The following is a 21,429-nucleotide window of genomic DNA, read 5'->3' on the forward strand; positions in this document are numbered from 1 at the left end:
AGAGGTCTTCGGCTTCGGCGTTCGTACTGCAAATCTACGTCACAAAGGTGGCGCGGTCGTTCAGCCGAACCGCCCTACGAGAAACCACAGCCGCGGGGCTACGCCGCCCGCCTCCCAACTCCTCCTTCCCGGGATGTGGAGCCTGCCGACGCGCGTGATCATCACCGTCGCCACCATCAAGTCCGAGGACAAGAGCGAGCAGGTCGCCGATGCCGGAATGTGTGCGCCAGCGCCCAATGCGACGACTGCCGCATGCTCGGTCTGCTCCGCACCAACGCCTCAGGTCGCATGGTCGAGGCGATTCCGCAGGAGTTCACCCTCGTCGACCGCCGCGACTGACGCCGCCGATCCGTTCTTTTGAGGGTAAGTCGGATACGCATGATCTCCGTGCCCTCGGGTGTGCCCGAGCCGGACAGGGGCCTCACGGCCCCTGCGGGTGGGTTGAGAGGAGCAGAGCCCAGGCTGCCTGGCGGCCTGGGCTCTGCCTCTTATGAGCGCCTTCTCCCCACTCGCCCTTCTTCGATGGTCCATCTAATGCCCCTCTTGGGGCATTTATGACATCATTTAAATGATGAGTTAAATGATCCTTTTCTTTGGTGGTCCCTCGCTGGTCCGCCGACCGCGTTCACCTAAGGACGACACCCATGCCTCTGCTGCTCGACGACCTCGACCCGACGAAGGCCAAGAAGGTCGACGCGAAGTTCTTCAGCTCCAAGCTCAACGGCTCGGGCAACAAGACCGGTCGCCTCAACCAGGGGCTGCGCCCCGTCGACGCGACCAGCGTCGAGACCCCGGCCCGGATCGAGCTCAAGACCACGACCACTCAGCACGACATCACTGTCGTGACCCTGCCGTTGGCTGGTATCACCCGCCGCGCGCTCGAAACCCTGCCGACTGCGACGCTGCCGACGCCTGCCGCGGACGAGCGCTTCGTCGTCGAGACCGACTCCGACGACTGGGAGGCCGTCTTCGACATGACCCCCCAAGCGTTGGTGCTGCGCGAGGACAAGTCCTCCAAGCCGACCAAGCACGAGCTGACCATCCAGTACCGCACCGAGCTTGTGCTCATGCGCGTCGGCATGGTTGAACCCGAGCGCGTCGTGTGCCTGGCCGAGGGCACCAACCTCGCCGTCACCGACGCTGCGGTGCTCCTCGACTGGGACACCAGCCCGATGGAGACGGCCGTCAACACGATCTTCCTTGCGCTGGGTCGGCTGGGCATCACCGCGACGAACCTCGACTCCCTCGACACGTGGATGAACGAGTACCCGATCCACGACCGGATCGTGCGCCTGGCCGAGACCTGGTCTTCGGGGGCCATCGCCGCCGAAGTCAACGCCTACATCGCCGACGTCGCCTCCCTCGACAAGGACGTGCTCAACGCGCTCGCCATCCAGCTGCGCTACCTCGAGAACTACAACGTGCCGCTGGAAGCCTACGGTCGCATCCACCAGGCGCTGACCGCGGCCTTTGACCCCGACGTCGCCCAGATCCTGGCCAAGCAGAACCTCAACCTGCTGATGAACCACACCCTGGCCGACCTCGACGCGATCAAGCCGCAGCTGGCGCGCCTGTTCCCGCCCAACCCGCCCCCGGCCCTACCGGAGTACCTGTCGCCGCAACAGGTCGCCTGCGTCTCGACCACCGAACCGCTGGTAATGGTGCGCGCCGGTGCAGGCACAGGCAAGTCCTCGACGATCATCGAGCGCATCGCCCACCTCGTGGCCTGCGGGGTGGACCCGGGCGACATCACGGTCCTGTCGTTCACCAACGCCGCCGCCGACAACATCAAGGAGCGCAATCCCGACGTGGGGTCGATGACCATCGCCGCGATGATCAACGACATCTACCAGCTCAACAACTCCGGCCACGACATCTCGAGCATCGACACCATCATCAACTCGCTCGAGATCTTCTTCCCCACCAGCCAGGTAGCCGCGGACTTCCGAGCGCGCCTGCTCGACGTGGACAGGAACAAGGTCGGGGCAGCGACGTCGCTCAACACCTTCGTCGAGCGCCACTACAACCGAGTCATGGCCATGCTCGACGCCATCGGACAGACCTCGCTCGAGCTGGAGATCATCATCTGCTACCAGCGCATCGACGAGATGGCCGAGCCCGCCCACGTGGCTTGCCGCCACCTCATCATCGACGAGGTTCAGGACAACTCGGTCTTCGAGTTCATCTACATGCTCAAGTACGTGGCGAAACATCACCAGTCGCTGTACATCGTCGGCGATGCGAGCCAGACCCTGTTCGAGTTCCGCTCGGCCAACCCCCGGGCGCTGAACACGCTCGAAGGCTCGGGCGTGTTCGCCACCTACGAGCTGACGACGAACTACCGGAGCAACCAGGAGATCCTGGACTTCGCCAACGTCGTCCTCGGCGAGCTGGAGACTAACCAACTCGCACAGATCCAGCTGCGGGCGAACTCGCTGGAGGAACCCACCAAAGCCTCATTCGAGGAGAAGGTCAGGCTCGACTACGTGCACCTGCCCCAGATGCGCGGGTTTCTCTCCGGCGAGCTTAGCCCGCTCTTGGCTAACCGGGTGCTGCCGCAGTACGTCGATCCCTGCCTGGCCCGCGGCGAGCAAGTCGTCTTCCTGGCGTCCACCCGCCGGGAGGTCGCGCTCATGCATGCGGTGCTCGAATCCAAGTATCCGGGCCGCCACGTCGCCTCACTGGTGTCCGAGCGCGTCTTCGCCACCGACATCTTCTCCAAGTACATCAAGTTCTTCTGGAATGACGTCCTCCAGGTCCCGCCGAACAACGCCACGTTCGTCGTCACCCAGGGCATCCGAGACAACATGGAGAAGCTAACGAAAAACGTCGGCAACCCGAAGGTCGAGCGCGCCGTGCTCGAACTCGTCTCCAAGTGGTGGCTGGAGAACGCCACCACCACGAACGCCTGGGTCAACCTGGTCCACCAGGGCTCCATGCCGTCCGCCGAATTCTTCACGCGCCTGCGCGACAACCTTCTGGCCTTCGAGATCTCCCAGAACGCGGTCAAGAAGTCGCTGACGGAGGCCCGCAACCGGGCACGCAAGGAGAAGAATCTCGACGAGAAGGCTGACCTCGTCGTCTCGACGATCCACGGCGTCAAGGGCCTCGAATTCGACAACGCTGTGATCCTGCACAAGGACGACAAAGCGATGGCCCAGGACGTGCGTCGGCTCTACTACGTTGCCTTCACCCGAGCGAAGAAGACCGAGTACGTCCTGTCCTACGGCACCACGGACAAGCCCGTGATCGTGTCGACTCACGAGGCCATCGGCAACCTGCTCGAGGCGCGGGAGGCCGAGGCCGCTGAGCGCCAGCGGCGCGCTCGCGCCGAGGCGCTGGACATCGACCCGCACCTCGTCGACGACGAGGAGACCGCGGGCGAGTCGGTGCCCCAGGCGGTGTGATCTGCCGCCGACGAGCTGGTCGCCCTCGCACGACAGGCCATCACCGAAGACGACTGACCCAACCTCGAGGCGCCCTGTCCCTACGCCTCGACGTCAACGCCCAGCTGGTGTCCTGCATCGCCCCCGACTGCGACTCTTACCACGTTGCCCACACTGCTAACGAACTCACCGGAGCTGCAACATGACCACCACCATGAACACCGCCGAGGTAATCCTCTTCAAGCCAAGCGGCAAGTACTACACCGAGGAGCAGTGGCGAATTCCCAGCAAGGAGGAGGTCCTACTGGGCGGGGGTTCGGGTGCGGACTCGATTGGCCCGTGGTGTATGGAGTACAGCCTCGACTTCCGCCAGATCTCGGGCGGGCCGGTCCTGGTTGTCGCCCAGGAACCCTGGGGCTACCCGCACCTGATCGCCGACTCCAATCAGGAAGTCCGGTGACCCCTGAGCCCCTGCTCTGACCGCCGCCGAGCCTGGGGGCAACGCCCGGCGGGCCCTCGAGGCGGCGGCCGACGCAGTCATGGCGATCGCCGATGCCGAGTGCGCCACCAGCTGGGAGCAGGGCCGCCTCCACGGGCTCCGGCAGGCATAACAGCCTGGCCACGACTGCGTTCGGCAGCTGGAGGCTGAGACCGAGGGTGCACTGCACGCCGTGAACGACACCCACGAGAACGCGCACGGCAACGCTCATCCGCTCACCCCAGAAGACGTCCCAAGATCGCCCTCGACTCGCGCGGCATCGTCGATGACGCCGACCTCGCCCACGACCTCATCGTTATCGACCGGGGCAGGATCGCTTTCCGCGACCACTACCCGCCGACGGCCGACAGGCTGGCTGCCGCGCACGACCCCGGAGCTCAAGGGCCTCGTGCTCCTGAACCGACCCGCGCGTGCGAATTGCTCCGGCCAGGCCCTCAGTTCTGTGGCCAAGCTCTGCCGCAGCGCAGCGTGGACGTCTACGTGCCCACCCCTGCTGGAAAACGCAGGTCGACCCTGGGCGTCATGACCCCACCCGACCTGGCCGCAGCCGAGCACACTGCGTGACCTGGCGAAGAAGCCGGCGCCTACCGCGCCTCCTGTCCCCCCCCACACACACAGAAGGGCCCCGCACCGGTCGTGACCCGGTCGGAGGCGTGACGAGAAAACGAGGTTCTCGTATGTACGAGTCTACAGACCCCCGATCCCTCCGCAGCCCCCGGGCTGAGTTCGACCAGGTGACCACAGCGACCACCCTCCTCCAGCTGGTCCAGGAGGACGCGCCCGCCGCTCACTGGGGGCTCGCCCCCGACGGCCGTACCCTGGCCGGTGTGCTGTTCGGCGCCCAGGAGGATCGCCGCCCGGCCATAGCCGCGTGGCAACGCGTCATCGGTGCCGGTCCGGTGGTCTCCACCAGAATGTTCGGCGGTGAGGAGCACCTCGTCATCAGGGGCTCCTATGAGGGCATCCCCGTCACGGTCATCACCATCGCGAACGCCGAGCAGGCTCTCGCGGAGCGGCTCAAGCGCGCCGCCCAGGAGCTCGACGACGCCGAGGGCGCCACCGGCGCGGACCTGCGGGCGCTCCTCGAGGGGGACGCCGCCGCCCTGGCCGACGAGATCACCGCCCACCCCGACACGTAGGGGAGGGACCTGTGACCGCGCTCGCCGCCCTCGTCGAGGCCGCCATGCCCTACTCCCTCGGTGTCGCCGTCCTCGGGGCCGCCGCCATCGGGTGGCTGGCCCGGGGCGTCCGCGCCGACCTGGCCGTCATCCGGGCACGCCGTCTGTCCGCCACCGTCGTCCAACTCCGGGAGGACCTGGCCGCCGAACGCGAGCTGGTCGCCCGGCTGACGGCCAGGGCCGACGACATCATCCCCGCCGCCAAGGGCGCCCACCACCGCGCCCAGGAAGAGGACGACCGTGCCTAACCCCCTGTTCACCCACACCGATCTCAACGACACCCGGCTTACCGTCACCGACGACATCATCGGCCTCGTGGCCGAGGGCGAGGGGACCATCACCACGCACATCCCCACCGGGGAGGAAGCCGTGCGCCTGGCCCGCGCCATCCTGGCCGCCGCCGGGGACACCGGGCACAAGGTCTTCAGTGCTGAGGAAATCGACCAGATTCGGCTCGCTTCCGAGCTGCGTGGTGCCGTGTCCATGCGCGAGCGAGCCCTCGCCGCGATACAGCCCCGGTGGGACCTCCAGCCCGAAGCGCAGGCCGAGGCCGCCACTGCGATCCGCACCCTGCCGCTGCTCCCCGACGGCGACACCGAGAACACCGTCGAGGTCCGGAACGGCCTCCGCCAGGTCCTACGCACCGACCCCGCACCGGAGCCCCAGTCGGACGCCGAGCGCCACGACCCGACCGCGTGCACCGACCTCGGATGCCTCGCCTGCCGGGTCGCCCAGCTCGAGTCCGACATGCGGCGCCAGGAGCGGCACACCCGGTTCCTCGACGACACCGACGGCAAGGCCGCCACCCGACTCATCGACGCCGAAACCGAGATCCACAACCTCACCCGCCGCCTCGGCCTCCTGGAGGTCGCCCAGGGCCGAGTCGACCGGTTGCACGACCGCGTCGACGCCCTGGAGGACGCCGCCCGCGAACGCGACCAGGCCGTGCGCGTCGAGGAGTACCGGTACTGCGGAGTCACCATCGACCGGCCCGACGGAGCGACTGTCACCTGCGCGCGCCGCGTCGCCCACGAGGGCGAATGCGGCCCCCGGCGCGACACCTGACCACCCACCTGGCCGCCCCGCCCGTCCTGCGGGGCGGCCACAACACCACCGTCCTGAAGTTCCTGCGCACCCACGGCTGGCCCTACGTCAAACGCCGCGCTCTCGCCGGGATCAGCGCCAAGACGAGGGCAACCGGCGGATGATCACCGAGATCATCGCCGACACCGACCGCCCGGTGCGCCCCGAGGGCCCGCTGCGTCTGCAGCCGGTCATCACCAACTACGGCGACGGCCACGGCGTCGTCGCGCGCTTCCTGCCCTGGGCGGCGGACCGCCAGCAGGCCCTCGTCGAGCACGCCGAGCGATGCTTCGATTCCCCGGGCAACGAAACGAGCACCGGCTGACCAGGCTGTTGTCCAACCTGCTCTTGCCAGCCGTCGCGATGACGTCGACCTCGGCGAGCCCTACGCCATGTATCGGCCTGTCAGGCGCCTAAGGCTGGGTGCGCCGAGCATATGCCCTCCCACCACCCACCCCTCCTGTGAAAGCGAGTACACATGCCCGCCACCACCGTTGTCTCCTCCGGCGGCGCTCTGCGCCTGTACGACGACTCGGTCCAGACCTTTGACCGGCTCCCCGTCGCGACGTACACGATCCAGTTCTCGAAGATGACCGGCTACAGCCTCCACGAGAACGCGCCTCTGTCCCCAGGCGACGAGGCCGTCTACGGCGACCACGCCGCGCGCGTGGGCCGGATCACCGGCAGTTACGCCGCGATGGACCGCTCGCTTGGCGTCATTCTCTCCGGTGACAAGGGCATGGGGAAGTCGCTGATGATCCGTATGCTCGCTGAGAAGATGCGTGAGGAGCATGAGCTGCCGACGGTCCTCGTCCAGCATTCGACGCCCGACCTTGCCTCTTTTCTCGACGAACTCGGCGAATGCCTTGTGGTCTTCGACGAGTTCGAGAAGGTCTTCGCGCCGGTCGATGACGACGAGGCGCCGCAGAACCAGTTCCTCTCCCTCTTTGACGGTCTCTCGACGACGAAGCGCCTCTACGTGCTCTCGGTCAACTCGCTCCACCGCACCAGCGACTACATCCTCAACCGCCCTGGCCGGTTCCACTACCACATGCGCTTCGCCTACCCGGGGCCCGAGTCCGTCGCCGAGTACCTGCGCGACCAGGTGCCCGGGATCGCAGGGGAGCAGGTCTCGGCGGTCGTCGAGTTCTCGCGCAAGATCGATCTCAACTTCGACCACCTGCGCGCCATCGCCTTCGAGCTGAGACTGGGGGAGGACTTCGCCGCAGTCATCGGCGACCTCAACATCAAGCGTACTAGCCGTCGTGGCCACGATCCCGTCCACGCGGTCATCTCTTGGCCCGACGGCCAGACCGACGAGATCGAGGGCGAGCTCGACCTCTTCGACCCCGACGCGCTGCAGTCGATCGAGAGCTGGTGCTTGGACCTCGGGCTACGCCTGCGTATGCGCAACGCCCTTCCCACCTCGGATGGCTACGCGCTACCCCCCGGTGCCTTCGAGCTCTTCGACACGCGCACTGGCGAGGAGCGTGCCGATGCTGGAGAGGACGCCAAGGTGCCCAACCTCGCAGGCACGGCGGTGCTGCTCCGGCGGCCGCCGAAGCACCCGATCGACTTCTAGCGCGCTTCACCAACTCGACCAGTCCCTGCCTGCTCACGCCGCTCACAACGAGGAGGAACCATGCCTGCGAAACTTCCGCAACCTGGCGATCGCGTTCGCCTCACCGGCACCATGCCTGAGGACCCGAGCCCGCTGCCGATCGGCACTATCGGCACGGTCCTCTGCGTTCATGCCGCCGTCGGGCAGATCCACGTCGACTGGGACTCCGGTCGGGGCCTGATCCTGCTCATCACCGATCCCTACGAAATCATCGACGACCATTCGCCCTGCCTCAACTGCCAGGGTACGGGCCGGTCCGAGCGCGGCTGGGCCGGAGGTTCGTCACCCGATGGCAAGACCTGCCCGGACTGCCGCGGCACCGGCGTCGACGCCACGGCACACGGCGTCGGATTCGACCACTGTCCGCACTGCGGCACGGACTGGAAGCAGCCCCACGACTCCGGCTGCCCGACCCTCGACTGAAAGAGCAGGTGCTCCATGCCGCGCCCCGTCAACCCCTACCCCCAGGCCTACGCCGACTTTCGTAGGAACACCGAGCACCACGAGCTCCGTATCCTCCGTGACGACGGGCTGTATCGCCACCTGCGCGTCCAAGCCCCCGGAACCCGGATGTGGTCGTGGGACGTCACGACGTGGCCGGGGCACCTGGCCACCTCCGGTGACGTCGCCGACGGCCATGTCTTCGCCCGCGAGCCCGACATGCTGGCGTTCTTCTCACGCGCAGGCAAGAGCGCTGCCTACCCCGACGGCGCGCCGCGCATCGACGTGCGGTACTGGGCTGAGAAGCTGCAGGGCCGCGATCTCGTTGACATCAAGAGATACGAGCCCCACCTCTTCCTGCAGCAGGTGCGAGAGCACCTTGAGGAGCACGATGAGATCGGCACCGAGGCTGGCGACTTCCGCGAACGCCAGATTGCGCTGCTGACACGCATCCACGAACTCCGAGGTCTCGACAAGGGCGCGCGAGCGCAGCTCTTCGAGGCGCACTGGGCAGCCGAGGAGAGCTGCGCTGCCCTCGGCGTGCGTCGCCCGACGAAGGACCACGTCCCGACGCTGCGGCGGGAGCGCAACGAGGCTGCCCGCTCCGCGCTGTCCGCCCTCTGGAGCGTCGATGGGATCGATGATGAGATCTTCGCCGCCCTAGTCGAGGAGCACGACTACAGGGAGCTCGCCGACGTCGAGGTCCCGCGTGTGACGCCGACCGAGCGCCGAGAGGAGATCCTCGACGACGCCAGGTGGCACGCCGACAGCGTCCCGGAAGCCCACACGTGGCTTGCCGAGCATGAGGACGAGGTCGGCTCCGACATTTGGGAGTGGGACCTGCGCGAGTACAACGTCCACTTCCTGTTCGCCTGCTACGCGCTCGACCTCACGGCGCGCCTGTGGAACGAGCACGTCGAGCGCTGTGGCGTCAATGACACCTACGTACTCGTCCGTCAGAACCGGGTGCAGAGCCGACCGGCCCAGCCCGTGATCGACGTGAGCATCCTCGACCACAAAGCGCCCGACGCCTCGGTGGCCGCTGGCGCCCTTGAGGCCCGCGAGCAGATCATGGCGGTGCCTCAGGCTCGAGAGGAGCTGCGCGTCTCGGTCCACGAGCTCACCGAGCTCGTCCGTGAACACGGCGACGAGAGCGCACGTGCCCGCCTGGACCAGGCGATCGACCGCGAGATGGCCTCCGCCGAGCGGGCTCTCGACCGCCGGGAGGTCCTCGCCCACTGGGCCGCCGTGCGTTCCGAGCGTGAGGGACGGACCTGTTAAGGGGCCTGGCTTGACCCTCATTTGTCCTCGTTCACTCAGGAACCACCATGGCCACCCTTCTCCGACGAATTCTCGATCGGCTATCTGCGATGCCGAGTGCGAAGGACTGACCGTGCCCCGATGACCGCCCACCTGGAACCCAGGAGTCGCCCGTGGTTCCGGGCTCGGATTCGCTCATGGCCCTCGCGGCGAAGCTGGATGGGCGCTACTCCCAGGTCCACCGGCAGTTGCGCGGTGTCGGGTTCTACGTGATCGGCGCGCACGGCATTGCTGGTGACCGGCTTCCACGGTTCCGTGGAGGCCGCGGTCATGCACGCCTTGGACCACCACTACCCGTCGCCCGAAGGGGCGACCCCGGAACGCACGGACGCCGTTGGTCCCATCCCTCAACAGGACCAGCGGCGCCAGTGTTGACCGCCCAGGCCGGGAGCGAAGTAGAGACCCGTGCCCGGCCTGGGCGTGCTTGTCCCACCCGACGAATCAGGAAGGCAGCAGTCCCAATGTACGAGAACAACCCGCTGTGCGAAACCGCTTCGGTCCAGACGCAGCCCGAGGCGCGAGGGCATGACTTCCTCCCAGCGAACCTCGCCGACATCCCCGGCAAGTTCGATCAGGAGGAGCTAGCCCAGGCCGACACTGTCATCCACCTGCACTACTCGGCGTTCCTCGCCGACTGGTGGGTGGCCGAGGTCTGGCAGGACCGCGACACGCAGAAGTGGATGGCCTACGGATACTGGCGTCCCGCTCCTGACGCTGCGACGCTGTGGGACTCCTTCTGCCTCACCGACCTGGAGCGCCTGGTCACCCCCACGACCGCTGACCCCGCTCTCCAGGTCGGCAACGCCAGCACCGTCGCGACCCCGCGGCTGATGGTGAGGCGCGACCTGGGGTGGACCCCCGCCCCCGCGCGCGAGGTCGTCCCCGGTGTGGATCTGGAGGAGCGCCGTGTCTGAGCTGACTCCCGCACACCTGCACGTGCCCGCACTGCCCACTGCGCTGGTCGGTGACGGCTACGACTGGATCGACGCCCTGAGGTTCGGCTGGAAGAGCGTGCCGAGCTGGGGCCTGGACATGTGGGACCTCGGCTCCTGGCCGCTGGTCATTGTCGTCCACCTTGACGACCGGAGGAACGGGGTCTTCGCGGTGGCGAGCTATACCGAGGGCGACATCGAGACCCGCGTGTTCACCGATCCCGCCGAGCGCAACGCCGCGACCGACGTGATCGCCGCCGCGCATTGGCGGCTCCACGGAGGCGGTCCTTTCGACCTGCCCCCCGAGGGCGAACCCCTGCTGCCCCACCACAAGGGCCTGTTCACCTGGGACCGGTTCCGCGAAGAGAAGGATCAGCTCCTCTTCCCGAAGGAGGAGAACCAGTGAGCGGCATCGAGAACCCCATGACCGGGCTGGTGACGGCATGCTCCGTCTGCGGCGACCTCATCAACACCATCGAGTTCACGGCTCCGGACGGCGAGCGCACGTGGGTGTGGGCGCACGGGTCCAGCGCGGACCACGATCCGGTCCCCGCACCGGCCGACACGGCCGACGTGGCGCGTCGCTGCGACTTCTGCTCGGCGCCCAACTGGGAGTGGACCATCCGTACGAACAAGCTCCTCACGGTGGTCGCGGGCGAGGGTGACGACGGCTACCAGGCGAACGACAACGGCCTGTGGTCGGCCTGCCTGCCGTGCAAGCGCCACGTGGTCAACCGAGACGTGGCACGCCTGCTCCACAGGGCCATGATGGAGGTCCGTAAGTCCTTCCCCCGGGAGAACCCGGAGTTCTACCGGGCGGCGCAGAAGGAGCTCCGGGACTTCTATACCGGGTTCTTCCTCGCCGAGCCCGGCGAGCCCGAGCGGATCGTCAAGTGAAGGTCACGGCGGTGTCCAAGGTCCTCATCGGAGTGGACGACACCGTGACCTTAGGGCTGACGGGCGAGGTCGGGGACATCGAGATCACGGTCCCCCTGTCCTACCTCGCGACCGTGGCCGATTCTCTGATGGCCGACCGCGAACTGGCCGTCCAACTGGACGACGAAACCGCCGCTCTGGCGGTGGCGTGTCTGTACCGGGTCCGCGTCATCCACACCCGCCTCTGACCCAGCCCGGCCCCGGCGCCGCGCTATGCGCGCGGCCGGGGCCTCCCCTTGAGGAGCACCAGCATGGTGAAGATCGACAACGATCGACTGCCCGGCCTGCCGCACGTCTGGTACTGCGACGACGGCTACGACTGGATGGGCAAATTGTCCGACGACTGGAAGGTCATCCCCAACTGGCAGGGGGAGGAGATGGGCGACTGGCCCTACGTGATCGTGGCGGCCTACGACGACCCGCAGGCCGACGTCTACGGGTTCGCCCGGTACGTCGAGGGCGACGTCATCCTCGGCACCTACGACTCCCATCGTGAACGGGACATCGCCCTGGAGAACTACCACCTGTGGCAGATGGGCAGGGGGAACACGTGAAGCCCAAGCGCATCCGGGTGGTGTTCACCGTAGAGGCTCCATCTGACCGCTGGCACACCGAGGAGCTGAAGACGCTGATCGCGGTGGCCATCTCCGAGGCCGTGCCCGACGAAGTGCCCGGGGCGAAGATCCACTGGCAATCGCTCGGCGGTTCGATGCCCGAAGTCGTGCGGACAGCCGAGCTGAACGGGCGCTCCGTTCGCTACCAGATGGAGCGCGACGTGAACGACTACTGGTCCTGATGAAGGCCCCGTCCGAGAGGAGACCTCCTCGTTGGGCGGGGCATCTCAGACCTGGCCTCGCTGACGGACTTCCGCCCATCACCCGCCCGGCTGATCCCGCGCGCGCCGACTGACCCCGTCTTGACGGGCGCCCACCCCGCCAGCGCCCCCGATCTCAGGAGCCGCCTGTGGACCCGAGCCCCGACCCACTGATTGTCCTCGCGACGATCCTCCTCGCCTTCGTCCCGCTCGCCATCATCGCCAACGCGATCGGCCAACACCGCAGGTGGCGCGACCCCCAGCGCCTGTTCACCTGGGAACAGAAGAAGGCCCTCCTCGCCCGAGCCCGTTGGCGATGCGAGCACAAGCACCCGCTGTGGTCGCGCTGCCGGATGACGACCAAACTCCAGGCCGACCACGTCGTCCCTTGGAGCAGGGGAGGGGTGACCGCACTCTCGAACGGAGCCGCTCTCTGCCAGTGGCACAACGCCCGCAAGTCGAACCGCATGCCGTCGCCTCTCTATCGGTGGCGGCTGCGCCAGCGAAGAAGGAAGTACTCATAACCAACGAAGACAACTCGCAGCTCATCAGGACGAGCGGCACTCATGGCTTCTCCCACATCGTGTGGGACCACCTCGGCACCGCCTCGCGCTCCTCTCTCTCCGACAAGGAGGGCTGACATGCCCGACCCCACCGCGTACACCCACGACCAGATCGCCGCAGCCCTCGACCAGGCTGTTGGTGACATCGCCGATGCCGCCAGCCTGCCCGACGAAGGCACGATCGACGCACTCAACCTCCTCGTCAATGCCACGAACCACTACCTCGAGCATCCCGACGACGGGCTCGCCGAGGTGGTTGAGGCGGACACGGTCTACGGCGCCACCACTCTCGACCAGGTCCTCGGCTGGATCTCGTCCTGATCGGGCCGAGCTGACCCACGCAACTCGATCGAGGATCACCACGATCGCCGATCCCCCACCGCCGCGCTTGCCTGCGCCTGCAGGTCACGAAGGAGAACACCGTGCCTGACTACACCGTCTATCTCTTCGACAGCCAGATCGCCGCCTCGCGCGTGCTGCGCGTGGGCGCGGCCGCCGACCGCATCGCACACGTGTGGACCAACACCACCGCGCACGAGGACATCACCGCGCACCCGACCTCCGCCACCACCCCGCTGCGGGCCCTGGTTCAGGTACTGGAGGAGCTGTGCTGGCCCGCCGAGAGCGCGGCGATCCTTTCGACCTCGTTTCCCACCATCACCCTGGAAGCCCAGGGTGTGGTGGCCAGCCCGCAGGTGGACCGCGCCCTGGTGGCCGAGTTGATCGCACGGACTTATGTCCTGGGTGCCCACAATCATCTGTACATGGCGGTGGGAGCCCGAGGCGTGATCGCCACCTACGGCAAGCGGACCCACGTCGAGGACGTGATCGAGGACAGCGGTGAGCGGCTCGCGCTGATGTCGGCGCGCTCGATGGACAGGTATGACCCTCAGGCGCCTCTGGCCGAGCTGTGCGTGAGCACGCGCTTGATCGACCCTGCCACGGGCGAGCCCACCGATGAGCTGGTCGACGTCCTCCAAGACGCGGCCGAGGTCGAGCTCGGCCTCCTGCCCCTGGGGCAGGCTTGGGACGCCGACCAGCGCTGGAAGCTGGTCGGCCCCTGCGGCATGTGCGCGGTGGAGTTCAACCCGCGCTGCAGGTTCTGCGCCTAGAACACCGACCACACGACCACCCACCTCCCTGCGGACCTCGCCCCGCGCACGGCTGCCATGGATTCACCCTCAACGAGTACAACGCCGACTTCGTCCCGACCCACCAGTCCTAGGACCCCACCAACCGAACGGAGATCCCTGTGAGCACCAAGGTCGAGCGCGCTGCCCTGATCGAGATGGCCCTCAAGGAGTGGGGCGTCGTCGTGGAGATCCTCTCTGAACGGGGCGAGGTCTGGCCCTACACCGACACCACCCGATGGGGGGCGGGATTGAGCGGCGCGATGGAGCGCGTCAAGGCCTTGACCGAGGCCTGCGCTGTCATCGGCGCCAACGACGCCCGAGACATCGGGCGTCTGGCCGACCTCTACGACCGCACCCACGGTTGCCACTAACCCCCCCCACGGTTGTCAGCGCTTCGTGGCCGCACGCACCCCGGCCAAGAACGTGGAGTTGGAGGTGACGTACGAGCGCGCCCGCCAAGACCGTGAGCGCTTCTGCAACAAGTTCTTCGCTGCCCGCGCGCGGTCTGAACAATGCCGCTACGCGCTGCAATACGTCATCTACCCCGACAAGGGCCGCACCCCGCCCCCCATGGGTCACCTGCAAGAGCTGGCCGAGCCCGACGCGGAGTAGCTCAGGACGTGCGGAGTGGGCCCGTGCAAACACAGGGCTGCCGCTAACCCCAGGGCCTGCCCTTCCGGCCACCCTCGCGTCCGGAGGACGGGGCCTGGGAGCCACCTCCACCACTCCACCAGGACCGAACAGGAGAACACGACATGGTTGATCCCGATTTCGAACTCGTCTACCGCGTTAGCTTCGAGCTCGGACTCGGGGCCGAGCAGCTGACCCTGCTGACGATCCTGCTCGACCCCGCAAACGATCCGTATGAGTCGGCGACGAGCGCCCAAGACATGCTTGACGAGTTCGAGGCCTTCACCGGCGATGATCTTTCAGAGGCGTGTGCCGTCGCCGAGCGCCTGCGCACCCACCACAACCGGGTTCGGGGCCGGGTGGGTGCCTTCGAGTTCGAGTTCTTCTGCGACGGCGAAGGAACATCGATGGTGCCAACATCATGACCGCGCTGGGCACCTACGGCACCTGGTTGGCTACCAGCGAAGATAGGGACTCCTTCTTCGCTGACCGCTTAGAGCTGACCGGCCTGCCCGCTGCCCTCAAGCTTGCCGAGAACATCACCGACGAGTACGAGCGCCTGTTGGAGATCGCCTCGCGCGTCGCCCTCACCGAGGCACCCGGTCGGCCCACGGCCCTGTCTGAGCTGCCTGACGGCCTCTACGCCTCTGGCGAGCACACCTGGCAGAAGACTGGTGCTGATTGGACTCCTGTCCTCGGACCCGACCAGAACATGGACGAGGTGCAGGCCGGGCCGGATCCCCGCGGTCTCAACACGCCCGCGGACGCAGCCAACCCCGCCTCGATACCACCTGGACTACTCCCACCACCGAGGACCGGTCTCTGACCCCTCCTGTTCTGAAAGGCACCCACATGAGCCCCGACCTGACCAACGAGACCAAGACCGCCAACGGTTGCACACGCTGCGGAGGGTCCGCCATCGACCCGAAGGACTCCTTCACCGGATCCTGCGGCGGACGGTTCGAGGAGCCCCCAGCACTGAAGCCTTGCCGTGACTGTGTCGACCCCCACGACACCAACACCGCGACCTTCCGGACCGGCGACCGCGTCCGCACCCTCCCCGAAGACGGAGACATCCCCGCGGGGACCCTCGGCACCGTCACCGACCACTACCCGCCGACCAGCCCCCTAGGTGAGGGGTACGGCGTCCTCCTCGACGACGACCCGACCGGCCTGGTCGCCCACTACGACCCCCACGAGATCGCACCCGTCCCGACCCCGGTTGACGCCGACCTTCGCGAGGCCATCGCGGCCGCGGTGTCCCGCCACATGCCGACCGCCGCCGAGCAGCCCGCGACCACGCCATACCTGATCCTCACCGACGTCCTGGAGGTCGTCGCCGCCGAGCTCGACGCCCGCTGGGAGCAGGGCCGTCTGCACGGCCTGAGGCAGGCGCACCGGCCCGGCGACGCACGTGTCCGCCAGCTGGAGGAGGAGATCGAGTCCATGCTCACCATCGAGGAGGCCAACAGCACGGCGTGGCTGGCGAAGTGCGAACGGGTCCGCGAGCTGGAGGACCAGGTGCGCCGGTTGCGAGCGGTCCTCGACGACGTGTCGTGCGCCGGGAGCGTCGACGAGGTCAGCGACGCCTTGGACCGTGCCCGCCCCCTGGTCGAGGAGATCGACGTCGACGCCACCACCCCCGCCGAGGAGGTCGACCGTGGCTGACCACACCCTCACCGCCGCCCAGCTGGCCGCCATCGACGCCACCGTCGCCCGGGTCCACGCTGAGCGGGCCGACGCGCCGACCATGGCCGCCCGCTACGACGAGGCGTGCGGCCGCATCTCCGAGCTGCACGACGAGACCGTAAACCTCCGCCGCCGCGTCCAGTTCCTGGAAGACCAGCTGGCCGACGCCCAAGAGCTCGCGGAGCGCTACCGGCCCAACGGCGTCGCCGCGCTCGACACCGCCCGCGCCCTCCTCGCCGCGAAGGACCGAAACGGATGTTGACCGTCACCCGCCGCGCCCGCAAACCCCGCCAGTGTGACCGCCTGTGCGGCCAGCCCATCAAACCCGGCGACCTGATCGAGTACTCCGCCACCCCGCCCCGTCGATCCTTCTGGTTCGGCAACCCCGGCTGGATACGGTCCGTCTCCCATGCTGGCCGGTGTCCGATCCCCGGCCTGACCGCCAAACAGTGGAACGCCCGGTACCTGGCGGGCACCATGGTGTACGCGTGGCCCGGGGCGCTCACTGATACCCCGGTACTGAGGCGTACCCGAAGCGCTGCGTGGGAACTTGAGTCCGGTCACCCCGTGGTTTCGGTGGGAGGTCACGACGAGGCCATAGCCCTCACCCACCAGCTACCCCTGGAGAACCCCTATGGGTGATCGGACTACTGGATCCACCCCAGCTGACGCCGACCTGCGCGACCGGATCGCTGCGGTTCTGGCCGAGCAGACCCTGGTGGAGTCCAACGGCCGCCGGACGGAGGTTGACCCTGCTACCCGCGCCCTGGTCGAAAGGATCGCCGCCGACCGAGCGACCACCCTCATGCCCGTCATCACCGCCGCCCTCGACGCTCGCTGGGAGGAGGGCCGCAAACACGGTCTCCGGCAAGCACACTGGCCCGGCACCGCCCGTGTCCGCCAACTGGAGGAGGAGATCGAGTCCATGCTTGCTATCGAGGAGGGCAACTCCCGGGCGTGGCAGCTCAAGCGCGAACGCGTCCGCGCTCTGGAAACCGAGCGCGACCACTTTCGGGCGCATCTCCGCGATGCCGAGGACTACCTGAGACTCACCCACGCCTACCCCGCCACCGGGACCGGCGGCCACGACACCCTCGGCACTGGGTTCTCGTGTGACGGGTGCCAGCTCGCAAAGAAACTCAAGGTCGCCCTCAATAGCAAGAGCAGCAAGTAATCGCCGCCCCTGCTCGCCGCGCCCGACCAGATCACCTGGTGGCACGCCCGCGCCCTGACCCCCGCTTACGCCGACCTCCTCGACCTCGTCCGTGCCAGAGGCCTATGGATGGACGTCCTGGCCTGCTGTTGCTCAGTGTCTGCACCATCTCCCTTCGCTCGATCATGGCGTTCACAACTCCGATCGTCATCGAGGAGCGCAACGTGGATCTCCGTCAGGAACTGGCAGAAGGAGGTATCAACATCCCCGGATCTGACCAGTCACCTCTCTGCCAGGGCCACACCCACCCTTCACCGTGATTGACGGCGAAGGCGCAGAAGTCACCCCTGGGAAGTGGCCTACTTCATCACCCGCGGCCAGGCGCGGGACATCACCACCTGGTGCGCCGACGAACTCCCGCAGTGGGAACGGGCCACGGAACTGCCAACCCAGTTCTGCGCTGAGACCTGCGCCCACGGGCTGGGAGCCATCCGCACCTTCGTCGACTGCGAAGGCTGCGAGACCGACCGGCAGACCGTCCGCGCCATGCTCAGCTCCATCACCGCTGGACTACCCGCCGACCTGATCGCTTAGGAGACACCATGCAATACCCACCCTTCATCGCCATCGACGAAAGCGGGCACGCTCTCTGCACCCGCTGCCCCGACGGCGACACAGCCCTGTACCGCGAGAGCGAAGTGACCCCTCACCTGACAGCCCCCGAGCGACGCGGATGGCACGGCCCATGGGAAAAGCCCACCCAAGGCGAACTCGACACCCGAGCCATCCTCACCAAGATCAGCAACAAGCACGCAAGCATCGTCGGCCCGGTCACCGAAGCCCTGGTGGACGCCTTCAGGCCCTACGTGGAAGCCAGCGCCCCCTTCGAGGGAGCCCAGGTCGCTGACCAGCTCGGCAGTGTTGTCGGTGAGGTCGAGTGGGACCAGGACGAGACATGCGGGTGGTGGGCCTTCCACGCCCCGGAGGACGGCCCAGTCGCTGGCGCTCTTGTCGCCTTGGAGTGGGACTACACCGGCTGGAAGTGGGGCCACACCGTCCGACCTGATGCCGACATCGACGCAGTGATCCCGCTGACCGGCTACGGACCGACCGTGGTGGCAGACCTGCTGGCCATTCTGACCGAGCCCCTTCCGGCGGCCGCCGAAGGGCTGGCCGAGGTCGCGACCGAAGATGGCGCCGTCACCACGATGGACCACAGCACCATGAACCGCCTCGTCGGCCGCGCCGCCTTGCTCCTCGCCGACCCCGCCATGTGCAACACCCACTGACGCAACCTCACCCGGGCCCGCCCCAGCGGGGCGGGCCCCACATCACAAAGAAGAGAGCACCGTGACCACCAGCCTGCGCTCCCACAGCGTCGCCGCACTCGACAGCGCCACCAAGTACCCGTCCATCCCCACCTACCACGAGCTCGGCCACAAGGGCGCACTCCAAGAGAACGCCGTCCCGTTCACCGGCAAGGTTCACCTCTCGGAAAAGATCCACGGCACCAACGCCCGCATCGTCCTCGACCCCAACGGCGACTACGTCATCGGCACTCGCGACCAGCTCATCCACGCACGCGGCGACTACATCATCAACCCCACCATGGGCCTGGTTGAGGAACTGCGCGAGCTCGCCGACCGCCTCACTCCGCCCGAGGAAGGCATCCAGGTCCACTTCCTGGAGGTCTACGGCGCCAAGATCACAGACGGCAGCCGTTGGTACACCGGCGACCGCGCCACCATCGGCCACCGGCTATTCGACGTTGCACGCATCCCGATGAGCGTCCTTGACTGCCAGCTGCTCGACATCAGTCAGTGGCGTGAGGAAGGCGGTCAGAACTACCTCTCGCGAGATGGAGAGCTGGAGGACTGGGCGGATCGGGAACAGGTCGACCTGGTACCTGATCTCGGGTGGGTCAACGCCGAGGAGCTGCCCACCGACGTGGAGGGCATGGCCACCTACCTTCCCCAGGTCCTGCCCACGACCCAGGCCATGCTCAGCGAAGACGGGACTGGTGTCTGCGAGGGCGTCATCCTGCGCTCGGCCGACCGCAAGGTGATCGCCAAGGCCCGCCACGAGGACTACACACGCACCCTCAAGCGGCGCGCCAAGAAGACCTCCTGACTTCCTTCCGTCCGGGCCCGCCTTGCCCTTCCGGGGCGGGCCCACCACCAGCCCGCCGTCATCGAGAGGTGCGACTACGTCCCCAGCTGCACCATCACCATCACCAGCACGGAGGCGTGCAGTCAGCGCCAGGGCGCCCCATCGCCGGGGGCCCGCCATGGGAACCCGCCACCGAGAACTCAGACAGGAACAGAACCCATGAACGACCAGATCACCACACCCCCGGACCTGCCCGAGACCGACACCCAGCTCGCCGACCTTCTGGAAGGCGGACTCCAAGGCGCCGAGTTCGCCGCCGTCATGGACGCTCTTGAGGCCCGGCACGGAAGCCTCCGCGCCTGCCAGATGCTCGACTCCGCGTCCGCCACCATCGACCACGAAAAGAACCTGTACCAGGCCCAGAGCGATTTCGCAGCCGCCCTCGACAACGCCATCAGCCACTTGCGTGACGCCCGCGCCGCGCTGAAGCGCCTGACCGACGGCGACGCCTTCCACATCGAGTATGCCGAAGGCGCCACCGGCCGCGACATGTCCGCGTTCCTTTCCGACGCCGAACGCAACGTCCGAGCTGTCATCGCTCTGGACCAGCCCAACCGCCCGACACAGGACCGACCGTGAGCCACTACGAAACGGTTCTCCTGTGGTCAGCCGCGGTGATCCTCGTGGCCGTCGCACTCACAACCGCCGTGGCTGCCCTCTGGTTCACCGCGAACGCGGTCCATGCCTACCTGATGCGCCACCACGTGCATGGGCTGACCCGAGCCCAGATTGCCGCGTGCCGTGATCTGGCCGCACAGTTCCGCAGGGAGAACGGCAGCACCAACGGGCCTCGATCCCGGCCGGTCGACCCGATCCGGATCCCCAAGGGCCACCCGGAAGACGAGGAGAGCTGATGTCTCATGATGATGCCCGGGAGCGCGACCTCGCCCCGGGCCTGGCGGCCAGCTACGACGCTGCCCAGATCGCTCACGACCTGATCCTGCGCCGCACCGGCGACGATCACGAACGCGCCGACAGCATCCGGCGCGGCATCCACGATGCCTACCGCACCGGGTGGAACCGGTCCCTCGCCGCCCGCCCCGAGCCGCCCGTGACCAGCGCCCAAGCGGCCACGCTGCGGTGGGCAGCCGAACGCCTACGAGGGGTCCCCATCGACGCCACCGCCCTGACCGGGCCGGTCTGGTTCGGGGAGGGGTGGAAGAACGCCGCCAGTCACCTCGACGACCTTGCCGACAGCGGCCCGGACGAAGAGGACTCACCCGGTACCGAGCCGCATCACTGCGTGCCCACCCAGTGGGCCTACGACCAGGCCTGCGCGGCCCTGGACAAGCACCGTGAGCGCGCGGACAAGGCCACCGCCCAGGTTGAAGCCGTCCGCGCCCTGCACGCCCCCGAGACCCACTACTACCGCGCGAACCCCTACGGATGGTCACGAGAGTGCGACCACTGCGACGACCCGGTCCGTGACACCTCCGGGGAACTCACCGAACATCACTTCGCGGACGAGCGCGGGGAGCTGCGGTGTCGCACCAACCCGCGCCGCACCTGCACCCACTGCCTCACTAACTGGGGTGAGGAAACCCCTTGGCCGTGCGAGACCGCCGAGCTGGTGAAGGAAACCGACGATGCCCACTCCTGAGCCCGTCCTGATGTGGTCTGCCTCCGTGATCCTGGCAGCCGTCGCCCTGGTCATCGTCGTGACCGCCCTTTGGTTCACCGCGGCCGCTCTCCACGGATACCTGCTCCGGTACCGGGTGCGTGGCCTGACTCGAGCCCAGATCGGCGCGTGCCGTGACCTTGCCGCCCAGTTCCGCATGGAGAACGGCACCACCAGCGGGCCGGTCAGCCCGCCCGTGGACCCGATCCGGATCCCCAAGGGCCACCCGGAAGCCAAGGAGATCGCCGATGTCTGACCACGCCG

Annotated in this window: 34 protein-coding genes; all 34 read left to right on the forward strand. The window is 67.5% G+C overall.

The genetic code is table 11. The annotated features are described in order from the left end of the window. Positions 1-644: 644 nt before the first annotated feature. The 34 genes from AC0VYM_RS11790 to AC0VYM_RS11955 all read left to right on the forward strand — a co-directional run bounded on the left by AC0VYM_RS11790 (position 645) and on the right by AC0VYM_RS11955 (position 21,421). The gene (locus AC0VYM_RS11790) at positions 645-3,407 is read left to right on the forward strand and encodes a UvrD-helicase domain-containing protein (RefSeq protein WP_475462115.1); all 2,763 of its coding nucleotides are present in this window, start codon (positions 645-647) and stop codon (positions 3,405-3,407) included. Between the two features lie 181 nt (positions 3,408-3,588). Continuing rightward, positions 3,589-3,846 (forward strand): hypothetical protein, encoded by a 258-nt coding sequence (locus tag AC0VYM_RS11795; RefSeq protein ID WP_475462116.1) that lies wholly within the window; start codon positions 3,589-3,591, stop codon positions 3,844-3,846. 716 nt (positions 3,847-4,562) lie between these two features. Further along, entirely contained in the window at positions 4,563-5,024 is a 462-nt protein-coding gene (locus AC0VYM_RS11800) for a hypothetical protein (protein ID WP_475462118.1), read from the forward strand. Positions 5,025-5,035: 11 nt separating this feature from the next. Next, entirely contained in the window at positions 5,036-5,311 is a 276-nt protein-coding gene (locus tag AC0VYM_RS11805) for a hypothetical protein (RefSeq protein ID WP_475462119.1), read from the forward strand. Then, on the forward strand, positions 5,304-6,128 hold the full coding sequence (locus AC0VYM_RS11810; RefSeq protein WP_475462121.1) for a hypothetical protein: 825 nt from the start codon (positions 5,304-5,306) through the stop codon (positions 6,126-6,128). The genes AC0VYM_RS11805 and AC0VYM_RS11810 overlap by 8 nt, the downstream gene beginning before the upstream one ends. After that, positions 6,104-6,271: a hypothetical protein gene (locus tag AC0VYM_RS11815; RefSeq protein WP_475462123.1), complete on the forward strand. Its 168-nt coding sequence runs from the start codon at positions 6,104-6,106 to the stop codon at positions 6,269-6,271. The genes AC0VYM_RS11810 and AC0VYM_RS11815 overlap by 25 nt, the downstream gene beginning before the upstream one ends. After that, positions 6,268-6,471, forward strand: a complete 204-nt coding sequence (locus AC0VYM_RS11820) for a hypothetical protein (RefSeq protein ID WP_475462125.1) — start codon at positions 6,268-6,270, stop codon at positions 6,469-6,471. The genes AC0VYM_RS11815 and AC0VYM_RS11820 overlap by 4 nt, the downstream gene beginning before the upstream one ends. A 153-nt stretch (positions 6,472-6,624) precedes the next feature. Next, positions 6,625-7,728 (forward strand): AAA family ATPase, encoded by a 1,104-nt coding sequence (locus AC0VYM_RS11825; protein ID WP_475462126.1) that lies wholly within the window; start codon positions 6,625-6,627, stop codon positions 7,726-7,728. A gap of 60 nt (positions 7,729-7,788) precedes the next feature. Further along, complete coding sequence (locus AC0VYM_RS11830) at positions 7,789-8,190, forward strand: DUF4314 domain-containing protein (RefSeq protein ID WP_475462128.1); 402 nt, start codon at positions 7,789-7,791, stop codon at positions 8,188-8,190. A gap of 15 nt (positions 8,191-8,205) precedes the next feature. Beyond that, on the forward strand, positions 8,206-9,489 hold the full coding sequence (locus tag AC0VYM_RS11835) for a hypothetical protein (protein ID WP_475462130.1): 1,284 nt from the start codon (positions 8,206-8,208) through the stop codon (positions 9,487-9,489). Between the two features lie 500 nt (positions 9,490-9,989). Then, positions 9,990-10,442 (forward strand): hypothetical protein, encoded by a 453-nt coding sequence (locus AC0VYM_RS11840; protein ID WP_475462132.1) that lies wholly within the window; start codon positions 9,990-9,992, stop codon positions 10,440-10,442. After that, the gene (locus AC0VYM_RS11845) at positions 10,435-10,866 is read left to right on the forward strand and encodes a hypothetical protein (protein ID WP_475462133.1); all 432 of its coding nucleotides are present in this window, start codon (positions 10,435-10,437) and stop codon (positions 10,864-10,866) included. The genes AC0VYM_RS11840 and AC0VYM_RS11845 overlap by 8 nt, the downstream gene beginning before the upstream one ends. Continuing rightward, positions 10,863-11,357: a hypothetical protein gene (locus AC0VYM_RS11850; protein ID WP_475462134.1), complete on the forward strand. Its 495-nt coding sequence runs from the start codon at positions 10,863-10,865 to the stop codon at positions 11,355-11,357. The genes AC0VYM_RS11845 and AC0VYM_RS11850 overlap by 4 nt, the downstream gene beginning before the upstream one ends. A gap of 11 nt (positions 11,358-11,368) precedes the next feature. Next, a complete protein-coding gene (locus AC0VYM_RS11855; protein ID WP_475462136.1) occupies positions 11,369-11,584 on the forward strand; it encodes a hypothetical protein in 216 nt (71 codons plus the stop codon). A 63-nt stretch (positions 11,585-11,647) separates the two neighbouring features. Further along, positions 11,648-11,950 carry a hypothetical protein gene (locus AC0VYM_RS11860; RefSeq protein WP_475462138.1) on the forward strand — a complete coding sequence of 101 codons (303 nt, stop codon included), beginning with the start codon at positions 11,648-11,650 and terminating at the stop codon, positions 11,948-11,950. Further along, positions 11,947-12,192, forward strand: coding sequence for a hypothetical protein (locus tag AC0VYM_RS11865; RefSeq protein WP_475462140.1), 246 nt, complete (start codon positions 11,947-11,949; stop codon positions 12,190-12,192). Before AC0VYM_RS11860 ends, AC0VYM_RS11865 begins: the two co-directional genes overlap by 4 nt. Before the next feature lie 167 nt (positions 12,193-12,359). Continuing rightward, positions 12,360-12,734 (forward strand): HNH endonuclease, encoded by a 375-nt coding sequence (locus tag AC0VYM_RS11870; protein ID WP_475462142.1) that lies wholly within the window; start codon positions 12,360-12,362, stop codon positions 12,732-12,734. Positions 12,735-12,851: 117 nt separating this feature from the next. Then, positions 12,852-13,094 carry a hypothetical protein gene (locus tag AC0VYM_RS11875; RefSeq protein ID WP_475462144.1) on the forward strand — a complete coding sequence of 81 codons (243 nt, stop codon included), beginning with the start codon at positions 12,852-12,854 and terminating at the stop codon, positions 13,092-13,094. A 101-nt stretch (positions 13,095-13,195) separates the two neighbouring features. Next, positions 13,196-13,885, forward strand: coding sequence for a hypothetical protein (locus tag AC0VYM_RS11880; RefSeq protein ID WP_475462146.1), 690 nt, complete (start codon positions 13,196-13,198; stop codon positions 13,883-13,885). Positions 13,886-14,025: 140 nt separating this feature from the next. Continuing rightward, the gene (locus tag AC0VYM_RS11885) at positions 14,026-14,277 is read left to right on the forward strand and encodes a hypothetical protein (RefSeq protein ID WP_475462147.1); all 252 of its coding nucleotides are present in this window, start codon (positions 14,026-14,028) and stop codon (positions 14,275-14,277) included. Positions 14,278-14,302: 25 nt separating this feature from the next. Then, on the forward strand, positions 14,303-14,518 hold the full coding sequence (locus AC0VYM_RS11890) for a hypothetical protein (protein WP_475462149.1): 216 nt from the start codon (positions 14,303-14,305) through the stop codon (positions 14,516-14,518). Between the two features lie 143 nt (positions 14,519-14,661). After that, on the forward strand, positions 14,662-14,961 hold the full coding sequence (locus AC0VYM_RS11895; RefSeq protein WP_475462151.1) for a hypothetical protein: 300 nt from the start codon (positions 14,662-14,664) through the stop codon (positions 14,959-14,961). Next, complete coding sequence (locus tag AC0VYM_RS11900) at positions 14,958-15,362, forward strand: hypothetical protein (RefSeq protein ID WP_475462153.1); 405 nt, start codon at positions 14,958-14,960, stop codon at positions 15,360-15,362. The genes AC0VYM_RS11895 and AC0VYM_RS11900 overlap by 4 nt, the downstream gene beginning before the upstream one ends. Before the next feature lie 26 nt (positions 15,363-15,388). Further along, positions 15,389-16,204: a hypothetical protein gene (locus AC0VYM_RS11905; RefSeq protein ID WP_475462154.1), complete on the forward strand. Its 816-nt coding sequence runs from the start codon at positions 15,389-15,391 to the stop codon at positions 16,202-16,204. Continuing rightward, positions 16,197-16,487 carry a hypothetical protein gene (locus AC0VYM_RS11910; protein ID WP_475462155.1) on the forward strand — a complete coding sequence of 97 codons (291 nt, stop codon included), beginning with the start codon at positions 16,197-16,199 and terminating at the stop codon, positions 16,485-16,487. The genes AC0VYM_RS11905 and AC0VYM_RS11910 overlap by 8 nt, the downstream gene beginning before the upstream one ends. Then, entirely contained in the window at positions 16,481-16,867 is a 387-nt protein-coding gene (locus AC0VYM_RS11915; RefSeq protein WP_475462157.1) for a hypothetical protein, read from the forward strand. The genes AC0VYM_RS11910 and AC0VYM_RS11915 overlap by 7 nt, the downstream gene beginning before the upstream one ends. Next, positions 16,860-17,399, forward strand: coding sequence for a hypothetical protein (locus tag AC0VYM_RS11920; protein ID WP_475462159.1), 540 nt, complete (start codon positions 16,860-16,862; stop codon positions 17,397-17,399). Before AC0VYM_RS11915 ends, AC0VYM_RS11920 begins: the two co-directional genes overlap by 8 nt. 333 nt (positions 17,400-17,732) lie before the next feature. Beyond that, positions 17,733-17,972: a hypothetical protein gene (locus AC0VYM_RS11925; protein ID WP_475462160.1), complete on the forward strand. Its 240-nt coding sequence runs from the start codon at positions 17,733-17,735 to the stop codon at positions 17,970-17,972. 8 nt (positions 17,973-17,980) lie between these two features. Continuing rightward, the gene (locus tag AC0VYM_RS11930) at positions 17,981-18,667 is read left to right on the forward strand and encodes a hypothetical protein (protein WP_475462162.1); all 687 of its coding nucleotides are present in this window, start codon (positions 17,981-17,983) and stop codon (positions 18,665-18,667) included. A 61-nt stretch (positions 18,668-18,728) separates the two neighbouring features. Continuing rightward, the gene (locus AC0VYM_RS11935; RefSeq protein ID WP_475462164.1) at positions 18,729-19,508 is read left to right on the forward strand and encodes an RNA ligase family protein; all 780 of its coding nucleotides are present in this window, start codon (positions 18,729-18,731) and stop codon (positions 19,506-19,508) included. Between the two features lie 198 nt (positions 19,509-19,706). Further along, a complete protein-coding gene (locus AC0VYM_RS11940; protein ID WP_475462166.1) occupies positions 19,707-20,126 on the forward strand; it encodes a hypothetical protein in 420 nt (139 codons plus the stop codon). Continuing rightward, positions 20,123-20,401: a hypothetical protein gene (locus AC0VYM_RS11945; RefSeq protein ID WP_475462168.1), complete on the forward strand. Its 279-nt coding sequence runs from the start codon at positions 20,123-20,125 to the stop codon at positions 20,399-20,401. The genes AC0VYM_RS11940 and AC0VYM_RS11945 overlap by 4 nt, the downstream gene beginning before the upstream one ends. Beyond that, entirely contained in the window at positions 20,401-21,147 is a 747-nt protein-coding gene (locus AC0VYM_RS11950; protein ID WP_475462170.1) for a hypothetical protein, read from the forward strand. Before AC0VYM_RS11945 ends, AC0VYM_RS11950 begins: the two co-directional genes overlap by 1 nt. Next, positions 21,134-21,421: a hypothetical protein gene (locus AC0VYM_RS11955; protein WP_475462172.1), complete on the forward strand. Its 288-nt coding sequence runs from the start codon at positions 21,134-21,136 to the stop codon at positions 21,419-21,421. The genes AC0VYM_RS11950 and AC0VYM_RS11955 overlap by 14 nt, the downstream gene beginning before the upstream one ends. The last annotated feature ends 8 nt before the right edge of the window (positions 21,422-21,429 follow it).

The sequence above is a fragment of the Nocardiopsis sp. iso_237 genome (genome assembly GCF_056173345.1).